Origin of the sequence: Acinetobacter sp. YH01022 (genome assembly GCF_013420235.1) — a bacterium.
Classification (GTDB): domain Bacteria; phylum Pseudomonadota; class Gammaproteobacteria; order Pseudomonadales; family Moraxellaceae; genus Acinetobacter.
Genome location: NZ_VOYP01000056.1, coordinates 1 through 16,781 on the forward strand (window position 1 = coordinate 1; position 16,781 = coordinate 16,781).

Below are 16,781 nucleotides of genomic sequence, written 5' to 3' on the forward strand. Positions count from 1 at the left end.
TAAACGAACAAATAGAGCAGATAGAATTTGCACTCAACCATCGTCCTAGAAAAACACTAGGTTGGCATACACCGAGTGAAGTTATGGCTGGTTTTTATACTGTTGCACTTGCCGCTTGAATCCGCCAAATTTAAAATTCCAGAATTCTTAAAGAAAAAATCTTTTACTATATTATGGGAACTCCAGTAGTTCTATATCTGCTTTTATCAGTAATTTCAAATTTAATCGGTTGCCTAGTACCTGAGAGTTACTGTTTTGCTGGATCAGATAAATTGGTTGATGTTCTCACTATTTCAGCATACGTGATACCAATTATTTTAATTATTGTTGCCTTCAATATCGGCGGTAAAAAACTTACCTATTACTTGCTTGTAACATGTAAATGCTGTGACAAAACTATCTCAATGATCACTAGAATCTAGCTCATCCACTTTTATACAGGCTTGCATCTTAGAAAGGCATCCGTCACTTTCTGTGAATATATTTTGGCTCAGTAAAAGCCTATGATGTGTAACCCTTAATATCCACGTGTTGCGCCATCCGGATTACGTGGATCAGAATAGCCATAGATGCCATCTGGCAGAATTTGGATGGTTTGGGTTCTGCCCATGGTAGATTTCTGCACAATTTTATGACCTTTTTGCTTTAATAATTCGAGGGTATCTGCACTGATGCCTTTTTCTACACGGATTTCGTCCGGTAACCACTGGTGATGAATTCGTGGTACCGCTGCCACTTCAGCTGGGTTCATCTGAAAATCGATGCTATTGATCAGGGTTTGTAGCACGGTACTGATAATTCGGGAACCTCCCGGGCTGCCAGTGACCAGCCAAGCTTTCTGATTTTTTAATACAATTGTGGGTGTCATTGAAGACAGTGGACGTTTATAGGGAGCAATGGCATTGGCATCTCCGCCAATTAAACCAAAAGCATTCTCTACACCGTGTTTGGCTGAAAAATCATCCATTTCATTGTTGAGTAAAATGCCGGTACCTGCTGCGACAATGCCACTGCCAAAGTTGAAATTCAGGGTATAGGTCACCGAAACCGCATTGCCGTGTTGATCGGTTACTGAATAATGTGTGGTTTGGTCACTTTCATAGGGGATTGGGTTGTTGGGCTGAATGGAGGCCGAAGGACGGGCTGTGGTAGCTGAAATCTGCTGAGCCAGCATTTTCGCATATGGCTTTGAACTAAGACCTGCCACAGGCACATGCACAAAATCAGGGTCTCCCAGATATTTAGACCGGTCGGCATAGGCCAGTTTCATGCTTTCGGCCAGATAATGCAGGGTCTGGGCACTATTTGCTCCCCACTGTTGCAAGGGGAATTGTTCCAAAATATTCAGCATTTGTACTAGATGTACACCGCCGGAACTTGGCGGTGGCATGGTGACAATCTGATAGCCTTTATAATTGCCCATGATGGGCTGACGTTCGATCACTTTATAAGCATGCAGATCACTTTTTTGCATGATGCCCTGATGCTGCTGAATTTCTGCAATAATTTTGTCGCCGATTTCACCACGGTAAAACACGAGGCTACCCTGTTGGCTAATTAATCGCAAGGAATGTGCCAAATCCTGCTGAACCAATCGTTCACCATAGCGTAAGGGGCGATTCTCTTGAAAGAAAATAGCACGTGAACTGGGCCATTTGCCTAATTTATCTTCAGCTGCATTCAGCATTTTGGCCAAAGAATGGCTGACTGGAATGCCATTTTCTGCCAGCTGAATTGCAGGGGCAATCACCTCTGAAAGGGGTAAGCTTCCCCATTTTTTTAGGGCATATTCCAGACCTGCGACTGTGCCAGGAACCCCGATGGCATCATGTGAATACAGTGATTTGCCAGCAATAATATTGCCATTTTCATCCAGATACATATCCCGTGACGCACGACGTGGAGCCATCTCACGAAAATCCAGCGCAATATTTTTACCAGACTGGGTATCATGTACAATCAGAAAACCGCCACCGCCCAGATTACCGGCATGCGGTAAAACCACTGCCAAGGTAAATCCAACGGCAACGGCGGCATCAACCGCATTGCCACCGCGTTTCAGAATGTCCAGACCGACCTGACTGGCGATTTCATGTTCGGAGGCCACCATGCCATTTTGTGCCCGAACCGGATGGAAAATGTCATTGTCATAATCATAACTGCTGAGCGTTGCCTGATTGAGTGCCGTATTTGCATAAAGTTCAGTGGAAAGACAACAAAGTGTGGCCAAGCTGAGTTTCAGGGCAAAACGGATCAACATAATATTTCTCAAGCATACGAACAGTCGAAGCCACACAGCATTCAGCACACTATCCGCGCGCCGTTTTGGGGCGCCTTAGTATATGCTGAAATTCATATCCGGTTGAGGCTTGAAAGAAAAAGCAGGTCAGGACAATGCCGTAAAAGACCATGAAATCATCAGATCGCTCAGTGATGATTTTCTCACAAGCGAATTTTTCAATCAGCATTCAGCAGTTCAGCCTGTTTTTTCAGCATAGTTTTTGAAGCACTACCGAATTTTTAATTTCATTTTTTCTGATTGTAAAATACGACCAGTAATACCGCGACTATGATCAGTATCACAACTATTACATATCTTTCCATAGGTTCACCTGTAAGTAATCGGTGGTCTTAAGTCCGAGAGTCTAATCTCAAAACTATTTTTATAGTAATCCGGAGCTGATTCTAAATCAGACCGTAATTTAGCTTTAGTGTATTCAGCTGGTGATAGCCTTAATAGCGATGGAATGTAATTGGATTTGTATGCTATAGGGTATCTTTGTTTAATTTCCGTCAGGGTAAAGCCTAATTTTTTAGTGCTTTGAATCAGTTTGAGTTGCTGTAAGTTTTGTTCAGTATAATCTTTATAACTATTGCTCCTAATAAGTGGTTTAATTAATTCCAGTTTTTCATAAAATCGGATGGTATCCCGACTGAGATTGGTGTGTTGTGCTAATTCTCCGACTAGCATCATAATCTCCACATCTTCTGTATAAAAACACTTGACTCTAGAGTGTAGTCCATACTTTATCTTAAGCATGAATCAATCAACAGAGTGCCATTCTATGCAAGGCTTAAACCAAACAGCATGGGTGATTTGGGCAACAGGATTTATCGGTAAATTTTTAACGGCACAATTACTCAAAGAAAATTATCAAGTGTTTGCCATGTGCCGTAATCTCCGTCAACAAGAAGCTCAATTACGGGACTGGTTAAATTCATCCGGTGCTGACTGTAAAAAATTAATCTGTATTCAAGGTAATGTTACACAAACTGATTTAGGGATTTCTGAGCATGACTGGCAGCAATTAAAAACCGTCGATTATCTGTTTAATACTGCTGCTTTATTTACCTTTGGTGTCTGTCAACATGTTGGTAAATTCAATGATTAAAGCATACAAGGATGACCAAACGACAGGTCAGGAAATCTTGATTGCTAGCCAAGAGCAAATTTGTTTTCAAAAACTCGTTGAAATTATTTCAGCGCAATTACACGTCAATAGTCCTCGACATTTTATTTCTATCCGGTTGCTAAAATGTCTACTGCAATGGAAGTGGTTGGCAAAAAAAATAGATTTATCAACAGAAATGTTAAATTTTTTAAGAACCGAAACACTGGATTTAAATACATTTAAACAGCTAGATCGGACTTGGAATACTCCAGCAACCGATCTGAAAAAAACCATTGAAAATAACGCAATATGGGTAAGCCAACACCAGGTTTAAGTAGAGTATCATCCACTATCTCACTGCAATGTGTAGACCTATATCCATGTTGCGGTCGGGTTATTGAATCGAAGTTTTATAATGTGTTCATTCTGGGCATTTTGGAACATCCATCCTGTTGATATTCAATATTAAAGCAATAGACAATCAACCTGAGACGCCAGATGGATTTTCTATTTTCATGCCCGGAGTATAGAACGTGAACTTTGCCTGTATGCGAATAAAGACATTAAGCTCTTTTTAAAGCTTCTGTCGGTTGAAGGTGTTTAGCTGGATAACGGAAGCTGGCACCACGGTGCTTCTCTGGAAGCAACGGCCCGTGGCCAAACAGTTTTTCACGTAATGTCCCTTCCGTATATTCAGTTTGATATACGCCACGGTGCTGAAGTTCCGGGACTACAAACTCAACCACATCTTCAAAGGTTTGATGTGCCAGGATGTAGGCCAGATTGAAACCGTCAATATCGGTATCTTGTACCCATTCTTGCAAACGGTCTGCCACTGTTGAGGCTGAACCGACAATTACCGGACCATTGCCACCGACACTGATAAATTTAGCAATCTCTTCAATCGTCCAAACTTTATCTGGGTCGGCTTTGACATAGGAATCCAGCATGGACTGAATGGCATTGGTATGGATATATTCCACTTGATCTTCTGCCTGGAATTGTGAAAAGTCTACACCTGACCAGCCTGAAGCCAGTGTTAGTCCACCATGATAGCTGCCATATTGCTGGTATTCTTTAAATTTTAATTGTGCTTTTTCATCGGTTTCATCGACCACAATTGAAAGCATGGTATAGATCAGAATTGAATGAGGATCACGGCCTTCATCGGCCAGTTTACTGCGGATTCCCTCAACCAGTTTTTTTACTGCGGCTTTGGTCGGTGCAGAAATGAATACACATTCTGCATTTTGGCTGGCAAACTTCTGACCGCGACTAGAGGCACCAGCTTGATAAAGCACGGGGGTGCGCTGTGGAGACGGTTCACAGATATGAATGCCGGGCACAGTAAAATATTCACCCTGATGTTCAATGGGATGCACTTTAGTGTGATCAGCAAAAATGCCTTTTTCCTTGTCACGCAGCACCGCATCCTGTTCCCAAGAACCTTCCCAAAGTTTATACAGGACTTCCAGGTATTCATCGGCTATATCATAGCGGTTGTCATGGCTAACCTGTGTTTTCAGCCCGAGGTTTTTGGAACCACTTTCTAAATAGGACGTTACGATGTTCCAGCCGGCGCGGCCTTTGGTTAAATGATCCAGTGTGCTCATGCGGCGCGCAAAGGGGTAAGGGTGCTCAAATGAGATGGAAGTTGTCACCCCAAAGCCTAGGTGTTTGGTTACAGCAGCCATCGCAGGAACGATTTGTAGAGGGTCATTCACTGGAACTTGAACCGCACCTGTCAGCGCATGTTCAGCTGACTGGTGATAGACATCATAAATACCCAGGACATCGGCAATAAAGATACCGTCAAATTTACCGCGTTCCAAAATTTGTGCTAAGTTTGTCCAGTATTCCAAGTCTTTGTATTCAGTCGAACGATCGAGCGGGTGCCGCCATAATCCCGGGGATTGGTGGGCAATACAGTTCATTTCGAAGGCATTAAATCTAATTTTCTTGCTCATACTTATCTACAGTAATATTAAAATTTTTAATAATTTTAATAAAAAAATATTGAGACTTTTAATAAGAAAAATATCAATATTTATCACAATGCCTGTTTATGAAAATAAAGTATTTAGTAATGAGACCTCTTTCATAAACCAAAACATACAACTTTGGGGTAATTATCTGTACCGAAAGTCTTGTAGGATTTATACATCATCTATGGATGATATATGGATATAAAAATTTTTCTGACCCTCGGTTCAAGTGATACATGGTTATCTCCTGGTCAGCTTTTTATTTAATACTTGATCAATTACAGAAGCCTATCCCATCTGAAGGCAGATCACCCAAGTGAAGCTTAGACAATCAGGTTTTTCTTTATCTTTGCTAAATGTTATCGAAATAAAGGGAAAATACTCGATTTTAGATTTAATTTAATCGCTGGAATTTACAACATGAAACTGAGTAAAAAATGCTCCATTAAAGCAGTCTATTCTTTCTTGTTATCCTTTATATGAAAATATGAAATTCTAAGAATAAATACTACATAACATTTTAATTAAAATGATTTGTTTCGCTTATTAAATTATAAATAGTCTTTAAAAATAATGTTAGCTTTTATCCATTATATATAGGGTAACTAGAGCATTTTATAATGACATCCAAAATTGAAATAAATCTGAAACATGCAGACAATATTCCAAAAGATTTTTATCAACATGACCAATTGGCACATGTTATACAGTCAGATGAAGAAGCAATTGAAGTGGCGCAGCAGCTGGCGGCTGTTTTTGCCAAAGAGGCGTCCAAACGTGATCATGAACGCCTTCTACCCTTGCAGGAAGTGCAGCAGTATTCAGCTTCAGGCTTATGGGGAATTACGATTCCAAAGCAGTTTGGTGGTGCAGGGGTTAGCTATAAAACTCTTGCAGAAGTGGTAAAAATTATTTCCAGTGCAGATTCCTCATTGGGTCAAATAGCACAGAACCATTGGGCCTTTTTGGAACATATCCGTCTGGATGCCAGTTCAGAACAGCAGGCATTCTTCTTTGACCAGGTGCTAAAAGGACAGCGTTTTGGCAATGCCTTTTCAGAAAAAGGCTCAAAAACAGTGGCAGATCTGAGCACCAAAATCGAGTTCAAGGATGACCATGCGGTGATTAACGGCCAGAAATTCTTTGCTACTGGTGCACTGCTGGCACACTGGATTCCTGTGGTTGCGGTCAGTGATGAAGGCAAGCCATTTGCAGCACTGGTGCCACAGCATACACCGGGTTTAACCATTGTGAATGACTGGAGTGGTTTTGGCCAGCGTACCACTGTGAGTGGTTCAGTACTTCTAGACAATGTACAAGTCGATCTGAAATATGTTGTGCCGATCTATCAGGCATTTGAACGTCCTACGGCAGCAGGAGCAATTTCACAATTTATCCAGTCTGCTATTGATGCGGGTATTGCGCGCGGTGCAATTAACGAAACCATTGCTTATGTACGCCAGCATGCACGTCCGTGGATTGACTCTGGTCTGGAACAGGCCGTGCAAGACCCGTACACCATTGCCAATATCGGTGAATTAAAAATCAAGCTGCGTGCGGCCGAAGCAGTTCTGGCTTTAGCCGGTGAAGCGATTGACCGTGCTTTGGAAAACCCGACGGAAGATACGGTATCTAAAGCGACGTTAATTACGGCCGAATCGAAGGTACTGACCACTGAAATTGCCCTGTTGGCTGCCAATAAGCTGTTTGAACTGTCTGGCACACGCTCAACACTTTCTGAATTGAACCTAGACCGTCACTGGCGCAATGCACGCACACATACTTTACATGACCCTGTACGCTGGAAATTTAATATCGTCGGGAATTATTACCTGAATGATGTTCCACCACCGCGTCATGCATGGAGCTAAAAGGAAAAATATTATGACTCTTCAAGCCAATCAAAACTTATCTCTGGGTGCAGATTACCAACAGGTTGCGGCTAAATTCCGCCCGATTTTTCAACGAATTGCAGATGGTGCGCTGGAGCGTGAAAAGACCCGCACACTCCCGTATGAACCAATTCAGTGGCTGAAGCAAGCCGGTTTTGGTGCGATTCGCGTACCCACTGCTTTTGGCGGTGACGGTGTATCGCAGAAACAGCTGTTTCAACTGCTGATTGAACTGGCAAAAGCCGACTCCAATGTGGCTCAAGCATTACGCGGCCATTTTGCCTTTGTCGAAGATCGCTTAACTGCCAATAAAACTCAATCTCAAAACCTCTGGTTTCAGCGCTTTGTACGGGGTGAAATCGTTGGAAATGCCTGGACGGAAATCGGCAAAGTTGAAATTGGCGATGTGGTGACCCGTGTCACTGAAAATCCACAGGGCCAGCTGGTGGTGAATGGTCAGAAATACTATTCCACTGGAACCATCTTTGCCGATTGGATCGACTTATTTGCCTGGGATGAAACCACGAATCAGCATGTGATTGCTGCGGTGTCGACTCAAGTGCCAGGCATTCAAGTGGTGGATGACTGGAACGGTTTTGGCCAAAAAACCACAGGCAGTGGTACCTTGACCATTCAGCAGGTTGACATCAACCGTGATCATATTTTGCCATTTGAAGAACGCTTTAAATACCAAACTGCCTTCTATCAAGTGGTGCATTTAGCAACCTTGGTCGGTATTGCACAAAGTGCTGTAGAAGCATTTACTCAAGAAGTCCGCAAGCGCACCCGTATTTTCAGTCATGGCAATGCGGATTTGGTCCGCGACGATGCACAAATCCTGCAAGTGATTGGTAAAGCGTCTGCACAGGCTTATGCGGCTGAAGCGATTGCTTTGCGTACTGCTGAAGCACTGGATGGTGCCTATATCAGTCATTTTCAGAATAATGCGGCGGCTGATCAGCAGACAAATGACCGTGCTGAACTGGAGTCTTCACAAGGGCAGGTGGTCATTTCAGAGCTGGTACTGAATTTGACTACAGAGCTGTTCAATGCACTGGGTGCCTCTGCCAGCACTACCGAAAAGCAGCTGGACCGCTTCTGGCGCAATGCCCGTGTTGTGTCTTCTCATAATCCACTGATCTATAAACAGAAAGTCATTGGTGACTGGGTAGTGAATCAGGCACCTTTGCCTTATGTTTGGCAGATCGGCAACAGTCCGGTAGCTAAAAAGCAGGAAATTGCAGCATAAATATGATTTAAAAGATTTAAATAAAACCGCATTGATATGCGGTTTTATTTTATTGAGAGGCTCGAAAAATATAATCTCAGCTTTATTTTAATTCATGTATTTCAGATATTTTTAAATCTTATTTTCTATCTTAGTTTCCAGAATTAAACCTGACCAAAGCCGTTCCAGTCGTCAATGATGGTTACACCTGCAGCATCATGCGGAATCAGTATGCAGGCTGGGTTGCCATTCAGATCGGTCATCCTGACATCCACCCAGTCAGCATACAGGCTGCTGGTGGTATAGTATTTTTGCCATTCAGCACCACAGTCCCGTTTTTTCATTGTGCAAGATGCGTGCTAAATTGTTCAATGGACTCTTTACCGCCTTCCGACCAGGCACTGCCAACTGTTCCACCTTTGTCGATATATTGCAGCCATAACGCTTTAAAAGCCTCATTCTGGCTCAGCAGCAGATCTTCAGTAAAGCCAAAATGCACACGCAATGCCTGAGGTAAATTGGCATCTGCCTGTGCGAGTAATCAGCAGGGTAAACAGTTCTGGAAGGGTGGTATCAAAATCATGATAAGCCTGCATACAGCCGCTGATAGCGGAATGTTGATGATTTATCTGGAGCAAAAAAGAGCACCCGAAAGTGCTCTCATGCTGCATGCTTCCGCACACATTTAGAATGAATGGAACATTAATGAAAAACGGTTTCCAACGCCTTTAAGCCGACTTTAGGGTCGAGCAGGCCATTATAAATGTCTGGGATTTCACGTTCTACGCCAAAAAACTCGTAAATGGCAATCATGGCACCACGTACTGAATATTCCACGGTAAACACTACATCCTCTTCAATTTCCACAAACTGGCCTAAGAATGCAAAGTTTTGCGAGCCTTGAGGGATGACTAAAGGGCGATCGCCAGGTTTACGGCAGGCGAACAAGGCAGATGCATAGGGCATCATGGCCGTGGTAATGTCGGTGCTTTGCAGCACATGGTCTAAAATGTCATCAAAACCGAGCTGCTTGACCAGTTCCGTTAAAATCTCTTTGCCTGTCGCTTGTGACATGGGCTTTTTGATGTAATCGCCTGTATGGTCAATTTGGAAACCGTAGCCCCAAAGGGTGTACACGCCTTCAGGCAAATCGGCAAAATGCGGCTGTGCCGGAACAACAATAGATAAATGCCAGCCAGACTCAAACCAAGTCATCAGTGCACCTGTACCCGGCTCATTACCGGTATAGTCAATGATGCGTTTTAACAGTACCTCATCTTTCATGGTCAGGGTAAAAGACTCCCATTTATGTTCATCGACATTGCCATAAAAGGTCATGGGACGGCCAAAATCCGGTGCCTTTTTAGCCAATGTATCCCACAATGTCCAGCCATGATCCAAACGGTCACGAATTAATGCAGGTACATCATCCTTGCCGCCATAGCGAGAATCTGCAGTAATCGAACCTAGGGTGAAAATAGCCAAGTCATGCGCTTTCAGCTCAATCTGCTCCGTGCCTTCAGGCAGTTTGACATACAGGCGTGTAGCACGGCGCTCTTGTGTGTCTGTATCGGTCATGAAGTCTGCATCTGTTACATAATTACCAAAGCGCACATCGACACCTTGCTCCACCAGCCAGCGTTGTAGCGGCAGAATCATCGAATCATACTGATTGTATTTGGTGCGCTTTACCCCTGCGAGTGTATGAATGCGCGGCAGCTCTTGAATGAAGCGCAAAAAATAGCGGCGTAGTTCGGCGGCGCTATGCCATTTTTGAAAGGCGAATGTCGTGCGCCACATGCGCCAGAAGTTGGTTTCAAAAAATGTCTCATCAAAAAATTCATCAATACGGCGACTACCGATTTTCTCTTCTTTAGATGCCAATAAGCGCAGCATTTGCGCACGGTGCAGGGTATTGAGGCCTAGTTTTGCGGCATCGGCAATGACATGCTGCGCATCAATTAAACGCGCTTGGGCATGTGTTTTCACCTGTTCATTAAACTCACGGCATTCTTCACGTACGGAAATTTCAGGGTTTTCCAAAGAGGGAATACTGGAAAATAAATCCCAAAGGCATAAATAGGTTTCATCGGTCAGCATGCGTCCACCCCGTGTGACCCAAGCCTGTGCAGCATTGGGAGTAGGGCCGCCGTCCATTGATCCACCTGAAATATCCAGTTCTTCCAAAATATGAATATTTTTTGCAGGTACTTTGGCATCACGGATTGCAAAGGCCGCTGCTGCCATACCAGCAATACCGCCCCCGATAATCCAAAGATGGGATTGCTGTGCATCTAACCCATAGCGTTTGTTATTTTGCATTATTAGCCCCTCGTTTAATTAATATGATGTGCAAACGGTTTTAACACCATAAATTTAGTATGCTTTTTTATATATGAAAAATGTATTGAATATAAAGTTATTTATCCACAATTTTTGTAATTAAAGATTTACTTATTATGGTTTTTATGAATGCTTAACGGACATTAAATGATTTTAATTTATAATTAAACTATTGAATTAAAATACTTATTTGGTTATTGCTCTATATTATTTTTCAAAATAAAGATTTTGAGATAATTCACAAGTGTATTTAAATTTATAATAAAAATCTATCATTAATGTGAAAGGCTTGGTCTATACGGTTTTCAAAGCTGGCTCTGCTGTTGTCGCACTGAATTATTAGATCAAATCAGGAAGATATCATCTTTGAATGGTATCTCGACATCAGTGAGTCATAAAATTATTCAGCTTCAGGGGATATGCAATAAAGTCACTGATGCCGGTTTTACTTTTCATTAATAATTCAGTACACAGACTAAAGAAACTTTAAAAACAGGTTTCGATGTGGGCTGTCTTGCGGCAACAGTTCCAGCAGGCGCTGTACGGCATCTATCCGTTCAGGGGCACGACCAATAATCCGCAGCAGCTGATCAATATCCTGCATTTGATAAATTAACTGGCTCAGTCGCGCATCAAAACTATTGCGCCAGATAGTTAAAAATGGACTTTCGGATTTGCTTAAAAAACTTCCTTTATACAAATTGAAAGTACTGGCAAGAAGACCCGCATTCAACGATTGTTCTGCCCGTAAAAAGTCGTATTGAATTTCACAGCTCAATTTGTAAATACGCGGTTCAATACAGTTGGGCAGCAGGTTACGCAGTTGGGAAAGTTCAGCTTTAAGGGTCTTGATACTGACATCACGTTCGCCATACAAGGCATAATGCAGTTCGTCTAGACTGATGCCGTATGGATGCAGGACCAAAATACACAGAATCTCAATCTGCCGGTGAGTCAGGCTTAAAACATGCTGATTAAACTGAATCCACGGCGTGCCCAGCGCTTGAATATACAGGACATTTTTTTGTTCAAACTGGATGGCACGCTGTACCAAATCTGCACAGCGCTCTACCGCAAGCAAGCCAAGCGGCGTATGTTTTTTATATTTGGTTGAAAGGTTAATAATGCCATGAAACTGGCCAGAGTACGGATCTAAAATGGGGGCTGCATAGCATACCCAGTCACGGACGCTATCCATTTGATTTTCATGCGAGTAAACACAGTTGGAAGTATGGCTGTTTAATGTCAGCCCGATGGCATTGGTTCCAACGGCCTGAGTGGACCAATGTCCGCCTTCAACAAAATGAACCTGTTCAGCCGAAGAGAGCATGGCCGAACTGCTCCATGTCCATAACAAGGTACCCTGATGGTCAGTCAAGCCTATTGCCATGCCGGAATCATCCGCAATTTTCAGCAAATCGGCATAATTATGCTGAATGGAACGGCGGAACAAGGAGGGCTGGGATTCCTGGGGTAAAGTCTATATAGGTCACAGTCTTGGATATACGATTTAACACATGTTCAGCTAAAGCCCATTCATAAGTTTTATGAACTTACTCACTGAACCAAAATTTTCGACGATGAAAACGGCTTAATCAGCCTAATATTCGATAGTTAACTGTTTAAGCTTTGAAATTAATGGTGTTGCATCTTGTTCATGACTTTTTGCGAGAGTCAGTCTTGGATATCCAAGTTTGTTTAATATAGCGATAGGGTGAGTATTTAACCCTGATATCAAGCTATTTAGATAGAATTAGGAAAAGTGAATATCTTGATATTTTCTAATTTTAAGATGAGATAAATTCACATAACGCTTGGAAGACATATTTTTATATCATATTTGGTTTTGGAGATTTTCTGCATCTCATTCAGCATTTTTACTCAAAAATTTAATAATAAAAATAAATAAGTATTTATTATTTATAGATTTATTAGGTTTAAAATATTCAATTTTTAAACGATGAATTAGAGCAGGTTCATCCTCATCAAACTAAAGACGGGCAAAGAATATATAAACATGAATTTTACTCATCTTTTGATTAGACTAAATCATTTTTATTCATCTAATGATTCGCGTATAAATTATCCCATTCATAAATTTTGATTTTATCTCAAAGATTAGGGTAGCGGATCACCATGAGTAAAGAGTTTGCATGTTCAATTAAACGCATTCGTTTTGACGAAAACTATCAGCCAGCAGATAGCACACGTCTGACTACGAATTTTGCCAATTTAGCACGCGGTGAAAGCCGTCAAGAGAATCTGCGCAGAACTTTAGTGATGATCAACAACCGTTTTAATAGCTTGGCAGCTATTGATAATCCGACAGGAGATCGCTATTCACTTGAAATCGATATCATCTCTGCAGAACTAGACGTTGAAGGCAACGGCAAGACTTTTCCATTCATTGAAATGCTGAAAAGTACGATTACCGACCATAAAACCCATGAACGTATTGAAGGCATGATTGGTAACAGTTTTTCATCTTATGTACGTGATTATGACTTTAGCGTTGTATTACCGGCATTGGGCTGTAAAACAGATGAGAAGCCGGAGAACTTTGGTGATTTGCATGGCAAGCTTTATCAACACTTAGTCAATTCAGAGGTCTTTAAAGCAGAGTTTAAAAAACAGCCTGTGATTTGCCTCAGTGTTTCAACCACTAAAACCTATTATCGTACCGCCAATGTGCATCCTGTATTAGGGGTGGAATATAAAAATGATGAATATTCACGCACAGATGACTATTTCAAAAAAATGGGCTTGCGAGTGCGTTATTTCATGCCTGCTCATGCAGTTGCACCTTTGGCGTTTTACTTTAGCGGTGATTTACTGCGTGACTACACCGATTTTGAGCTCATCAGTGCGATTAGCACCATGGAAACTTTCCAAAAGATTTACCGTCCTGAAATTTACAATGCCAACTCGAACGCAGGTTTAGTCTATCAGCCAAGTTTGAACTATCAGGATTATTCATTGACGCAAATTGTCTATGACCGTGTTGAGCGCGGCCAACTGGCAGTCAAACAAGGTCAATGGACTGAAGAAAATTTTATCAAGCCTTACAAAGACATTCTTGAGCAATGGGCTGCAAGCTATGCTGTTGAAAGCCAAGCTGCTTAATTTATTCAATATAGATGATTACTGATTATGAAAATTTTATTACCGACTTCAACAGCGGGCAGCTTACCGAAACCCTCTTGGCTGGCAGAACCTGAAAAACTTTGGTCACCCTGGAAGCTGGAAGGTGAACAACTGCTTGAAGCGAAGCGAGATGCTTTAAGTTTGTCGTTGCATGAACAACTGCAAGCAGGCATTGATATTGTCAGCGATGGTGAACAAACCCGCCAGCACTTTGTGACCACGTTTATTGAACATCTTGAAGGTGTCGATTTTGAGAAACGTGAAACGGTTCGAATCCGTAATCGTTATGATGCAAGCGTGCCTTCAGTGGTGGGAGCAGTATCACGTAAAAAACCGGTGTTCGTGGAAGATGCAAAGTTTTTACGCAGTCAAACCCATCAGCCGATTAAATGGGCGTTACCTGGTCCAATGACCATGATTGATACGCTGTATGATGAGCACTATAAAAGCCGTGAAAAACTGGCATGGGAATTTGCCAAAATTCTTAATCAAGAAGCTTTGGAATTAGAAGCTGCAGGTGTCAATATCATCCAGTTTGATGAACCTGCTTTTAATGTGTTCTTTGATGAAGTGAATGATTGGGGCATTGCAACTTTGGAGCGTGCACTTGAAGGGTTGCAATGTGAAACTGCGGTACACATTTGCTACGGTTACGGCATTAAAGCCAATACCGATTGGAAAAAGACTTTAGGTTCAGAATGGCGTCAATACGAAGAAATTTTCCCGAAATTACAACAGTCTAAAATTGATATCGTATCACTTGAATGCCAAAACTCACGTGTGCCGATGGATCTGATTGAACTGATTCGCGGTAAAAAAGTGATGGTCGGTGCGATTGATGTGGCAACCAATACCATTGAAACCCCAGAACAAGTAGCAGAGATCTTACGTAAAGCATTGCAATTTGTTGATGCAGACAAGCTGTATCCTTCAACCAACTGCGGTATGACACCTTTATCTCGTCAAGTCGCTCGCGGCAAACTTGAAGCATTAAACGCAGGTGCTGCGATTGTTCGTCAAGAGCTTGGTGCTTAACACGAAGTGTGGCTAAATCAGAGCAGGGCGAATGATCCCTAAATCATTTGCCATACTTGAGTCTAGGTACGTCATAAATACATTTGAGATAGAAGAGATGATTGAAGCAACTGACTTTAGAAATGCAATGTCCTTGTTAACCACTGCTGTGAATGTAATCACAACACAAGGTACGGCAGGGATGCATGGTTTTACTGCATCAGCCGTATGCAGTGTGACCGATACACCGCCCTCATTGCTGGTCTGTATGAATCAATCTTCTCGCTCACATGCACATTTTATTGAAAATAAAGTGCTATCAGTCAATGTGCTCAGCACACAGCATGAACACATCTCTAATGCATTTGCCTCAAGCAAATTCAATTCTGAAGATCGTTTCAAACTTGGTGATTGGACCACACTCGAAACAGGATCACCTGTGTTAGAAGATGCTTTGGTGAGTTTTGATTGTCAGATTGAAGATATTCAAAACGTCGGTACACACAGCATTTTCTTATGTCGTGTCTTAGCGATTAAACAAAGTCAGCAAGAGGAAAGCCTCGTCTATTTTAACCGCGCTTATCATCAAGTCGGTCAATTAGAAACGGCTTAAACGTCCATTGCTTCAATACTCCATTCTTTAAAAGTCAGCATATTGTGGAACTTATTATTTTTTTAGCCATTGGGGCGCTTGCCGGATTTGCAGCAGGGCTCTTTGGTGTCGGGGGTGGAACAATTATTGTCCCGCTCTTATTTATTGTCTTTACCCAAATGGACTATCGTCCTGATGTCATTATGCATTTGGCCTTAGGCACTTCTTTGGCAACCATTGTGGTTACCTCAATCAGCTCATTGATGGCTCACCATAAGAATGGCGCAGTCATATGGCCTATATTTAAAAATCTCGCACCAGGAATGGTGATAGGAGGCTTTGTCGGGGCCGGAATTGCAGGATTACTTTCTGGAATTCATCTTCAGCTGATTGTTGGCGTATTTTTGCTTTGGGTGGCTTACACCATGTTTAGCGGTGCCAGACAAGTGGTAGATACCCATAAAGTACTGCCTTCATCGCCTAAACAATTAGGTGCAGGCGCTGGGATTGGTGTAGCTTCTGCAATTTTTGGTATCGGCGGTGGCAGCTTAACTGTGCCTTATTTAAATCATTATGGTGTAGTCATGCAAAAAGCAGTTGGAACCTCAGCTGCATGTGGTTTACCTATTGCAATTGCTGGTGCTTTGGGATTTATGATTTTTGGTATGAATGCCCACACCGCTGTGCCCAATAGTATTGGCTTTGTACATATTTATGCCTTTTTAGGCATTAGCCTGATGAGTTTCTTTACAGCAAAATTTGGTGCAAAAGCAGCACATGCATTATCACCACAAATGCTGAAAAAATGTTTTGCCATATTGCTGATTATCGTTGGATGTTTTTTCCTTTTTAAAGGACTGCGTTGAAACATATTTATTCTTCAGTATGATGAAAAAGCTCATGGAATATGGGCTTCTGTATTTTTTGCAATAGCTAGAATGATTGCCTGAGACGCAGTTGTCTTATTATGACTGAGATAACTTGGTGTTGAGCCATTAAGAATCATTGAATAGCCAGACTGAAATTTGACTTGCTGAAACAAGGACGAAATGTGCTGAAAAAAAATAATTTAGGACTTACGCATTGACAGATTCAAAAAAGTATTAAAATGCTTTATAAAGTATCTGTGATCAGACGAATTAAACATGCTTCTACAGCAACTTGTACATTACCCATTTATATGGGCTTTCT

At 42.0% G+C, this 16,781-nt stretch carries 12 protein-coding genes and 4 pseudogenes; 9 read left to right on the top strand and 7 right to left on the bottom strand.

Features of this window, described 5'->3' with window-relative positions; genetic code table 11:
* Positions 1-119 (top strand): annotated as a pseudogene (locus tag FTT87_RS14110) (IS30 family transposase); the annotation flags it as partial.
* Between the two features lie 204 nt (positions 120-323).
* On the opposite strand, the pseudogene FTT87_RS14115 reads toward FTT87_RS14110, so the two are convergent.
* The 3 genes and pseudogenes from FTT87_RS14115 to FTT87_RS14125 form a co-directional block, all read right to left on the bottom strand.
* Positions 324-401, bottom strand: a pseudogene (locus FTT87_RS14115) (IS1 family transposase); the annotation flags it as partial.
* Positions 402-517: 116 nt separating this feature from the next.
* The gene (gene ggt / locus FTT87_RS14120) at positions 518-2,260 is read right to left on the bottom strand and encodes a gamma-glutamyltransferase (protein ID WP_180081065.1); all 1,743 of its coding nucleotides are present in this window, start codon (positions 2,258-2,260) and stop codon (positions 518-520) included.
* Positions 2,261-2,608: 348 nt separating this feature from the next.
* A complete protein-coding gene (locus FTT87_RS14125) occupies positions 2,609-2,971 on the bottom strand; it encodes a MerR family transcriptional regulator (RefSeq protein ID WP_180043817.1) in 363 nt (120 codons plus the stop codon).
* 94 nt (positions 2,972-3,065) lie between these two features.
* On the opposite strand from FTT87_RS14125, the gene FTT87_RS16180 reads away from it, so the two are divergent.
* Positions 3,066-3,392: an SDR family oxidoreductase gene (locus tag FTT87_RS16180; RefSeq protein WP_306423186.1), complete on the top strand. Its 327-nt coding sequence runs from the start codon at positions 3,066-3,068 to the stop codon at positions 3,390-3,392.
* Positions 3,370-3,726 (top strand): hypothetical protein, encoded by a 357-nt coding sequence (locus tag FTT87_RS16185; RefSeq protein ID WP_306423187.1) that lies wholly within the window; start codon positions 3,370-3,372, stop codon positions 3,724-3,726. Before FTT87_RS16180 ends, FTT87_RS16185 begins: the two co-directional genes overlap by 23 nt.
* Positions 3,727-3,955: 229 nt before the next feature.
* On the opposite strand, the gene FTT87_RS14135 is transcribed toward FTT87_RS16185, so the two are convergent.
* Positions 3,956-5,359 (bottom strand): LLM class flavin-dependent oxidoreductase, encoded by a 1,404-nt coding sequence (locus FTT87_RS14135; RefSeq protein ID WP_180081063.1) that lies wholly within the window; start codon positions 5,357-5,359, stop codon positions 3,956-3,958.
* Positions 5,360-5,997: 638 nt separating this feature from the next.
* Between FTT87_RS14135 and FTT87_RS14140 the strand changes: the two genes are divergently transcribed.
* Both FTT87_RS14140 and FTT87_RS14145 read left to right on the top strand, forming a co-directional pair.
* On the top strand, positions 5,998-7,248 hold the full coding sequence (locus FTT87_RS14140; RefSeq protein WP_180081061.1) for an SfnB family sulfur acquisition oxidoreductase: 1,251 nt from the start codon (positions 5,998-6,000) through the stop codon (positions 7,246-7,248).
* A gap of 13 nt (positions 7,249-7,261) precedes the next feature.
* On the top strand, positions 7,262-8,518 hold the full coding sequence (locus FTT87_RS14145) for an acyl-CoA dehydrogenase family protein (RefSeq protein ID WP_180081059.1): 1,257 nt from the start codon (positions 7,262-7,264) through the stop codon (positions 8,516-8,518).
* 149 nt (positions 8,519-8,667) lie between these two features.
* Here FTT87_RS14145 and FTT87_RS16090 read toward each other — a convergent pair.
* From FTT87_RS16090 to FTT87_RS14165, 3 genes and pseudogenes are all read right to left on the bottom strand, one after another.
* Positions 8,668-9,075 (bottom strand): annotated as a pseudogene (locus FTT87_RS16090) (monooxygenase); the annotation flags it as partial.
* A 124-nt stretch (positions 9,076-9,199) separates the two neighbouring features.
* Positions 9,200-10,819, bottom strand: coding sequence for an oleate hydratase (locus FTT87_RS14160; RefSeq protein ID WP_180043804.1), 1,620 nt, complete (start codon positions 10,817-10,819; stop codon positions 9,200-9,202).
* Positions 10,820-11,315: 496 nt separating this feature from the next.
* Positions 11,316-12,317, bottom strand: a pseudogene (locus FTT87_RS14165) (transcriptional regulator); the annotation flags it as partial.
* A gap of 659 nt (positions 12,318-12,976) precedes the next feature.
* Between FTT87_RS14165 and FTT87_RS14170 the strand changes: the two are divergent.
* The 4 genes from FTT87_RS14170 (at position 12,977) to FTT87_RS14185 (ending at position 16,456) form a co-directional block, all read left to right on the top strand.
* Complete coding sequence (locus FTT87_RS14170; RefSeq protein WP_180043802.1) at positions 12,977-13,963, top strand: DUF1852 domain-containing protein; 987 nt, start codon at positions 12,977-12,979, stop codon at positions 13,961-13,963.
* A gap of 27 nt (positions 13,964-13,990) precedes the next feature.
* The gene (locus tag FTT87_RS14175) at positions 13,991-15,019 is read left to right on the top strand and encodes a methionine synthase (RefSeq protein ID WP_180081058.1); all 1,029 of its coding nucleotides are present in this window, start codon (positions 13,991-13,993) and stop codon (positions 15,017-15,019) included.
* Positions 15,020-15,116: 97 nt separating this feature from the next.
* Complete coding sequence (locus FTT87_RS14180; protein WP_086195015.1) at positions 15,117-15,611, top strand: flavin reductase family protein; 495 nt, start codon at positions 15,117-15,119, stop codon at positions 15,609-15,611.
* A 44-nt stretch (positions 15,612-15,655) separates the two neighbouring features.
* Positions 15,656-16,456, top strand: a complete 801-nt coding sequence (locus tag FTT87_RS14185; protein WP_180043798.1) for a sulfite exporter TauE/SafE family protein — start codon at positions 15,656-15,658, stop codon at positions 16,454-16,456.
* Positions 16,457-16,781 lie beyond the last annotated feature (325 nt).

Bases quoted from the DNA above. Each gene is read 5' to 3' on its own strand.
- FTT87_RS14145 (WP_180081059.1), top strand. From the start codon at position 7,262: ATGACTCTTCAAGCCAATCAAAACTTATCTCTGGGTGCAGATTACCAA.
- FTT87_RS14135 (WP_180081063.1), bottom strand. From the start codon at position 5,359: ATGAGCAAGAAAATTAGATTTAATGCCTTCGAAATGAACTGTATTGCC.
- FTT87_RS14160 (WP_180043804.1), bottom strand. From the start codon at position 10,819: ATGCAAAATAACAAACGCTATGGGTTAGATGCACAGCAATCCCATCTT.
- FTT87_RS14175 (WP_180081058.1), top strand. From the start codon at position 13,991: ATGAAAATTTTATTACCGACTTCAACAGCGGGCAGCTTACCGAAACCC.
- FTT87_RS16185 (WP_306423187.1), top strand. From the start codon at position 3,370: ATGTTGGTAAATTCAATGATTAAAGCATACAAGGATGACCAAACGACA.
- FTT87_RS14180 (WP_086195015.1), top strand. From the start codon at position 15,117: ATGATTGAAGCAACTGACTTTAGAAATGCAATGTCCTTGTTAACCACT.
- FTT87_RS16180 (WP_306423186.1), top strand. From the start codon at position 3,066: ATGCAAGGCTTAAACCAAACAGCATGGGTGATTTGGGCAACAGGATTT.
- FTT87_RS14140 (WP_180081061.1), top strand. From the start codon at position 5,998: ATGACATCCAAAATTGAAATAAATCTGAAACATGCAGACAATATTCCA.
- FTT87_RS14170 (WP_180043802.1), top strand. From the start codon at position 12,977: ATGAGTAAAGAGTTTGCATGTTCAATTAAACGCATTCGTTTTGACGAA.
- ggt (WP_180081065.1), bottom strand. From the start codon at position 2,260: ATGTTGATCCGTTTTGCCCTGAAACTCAGCTTGGCCACACTTTGTTGT.
- FTT87_RS14125 (WP_180043817.1), bottom strand. From the start codon at position 2,971: ATGCTAGTCGGAGAATTAGCACAACACACCAATCTCAGTCGGGATACC.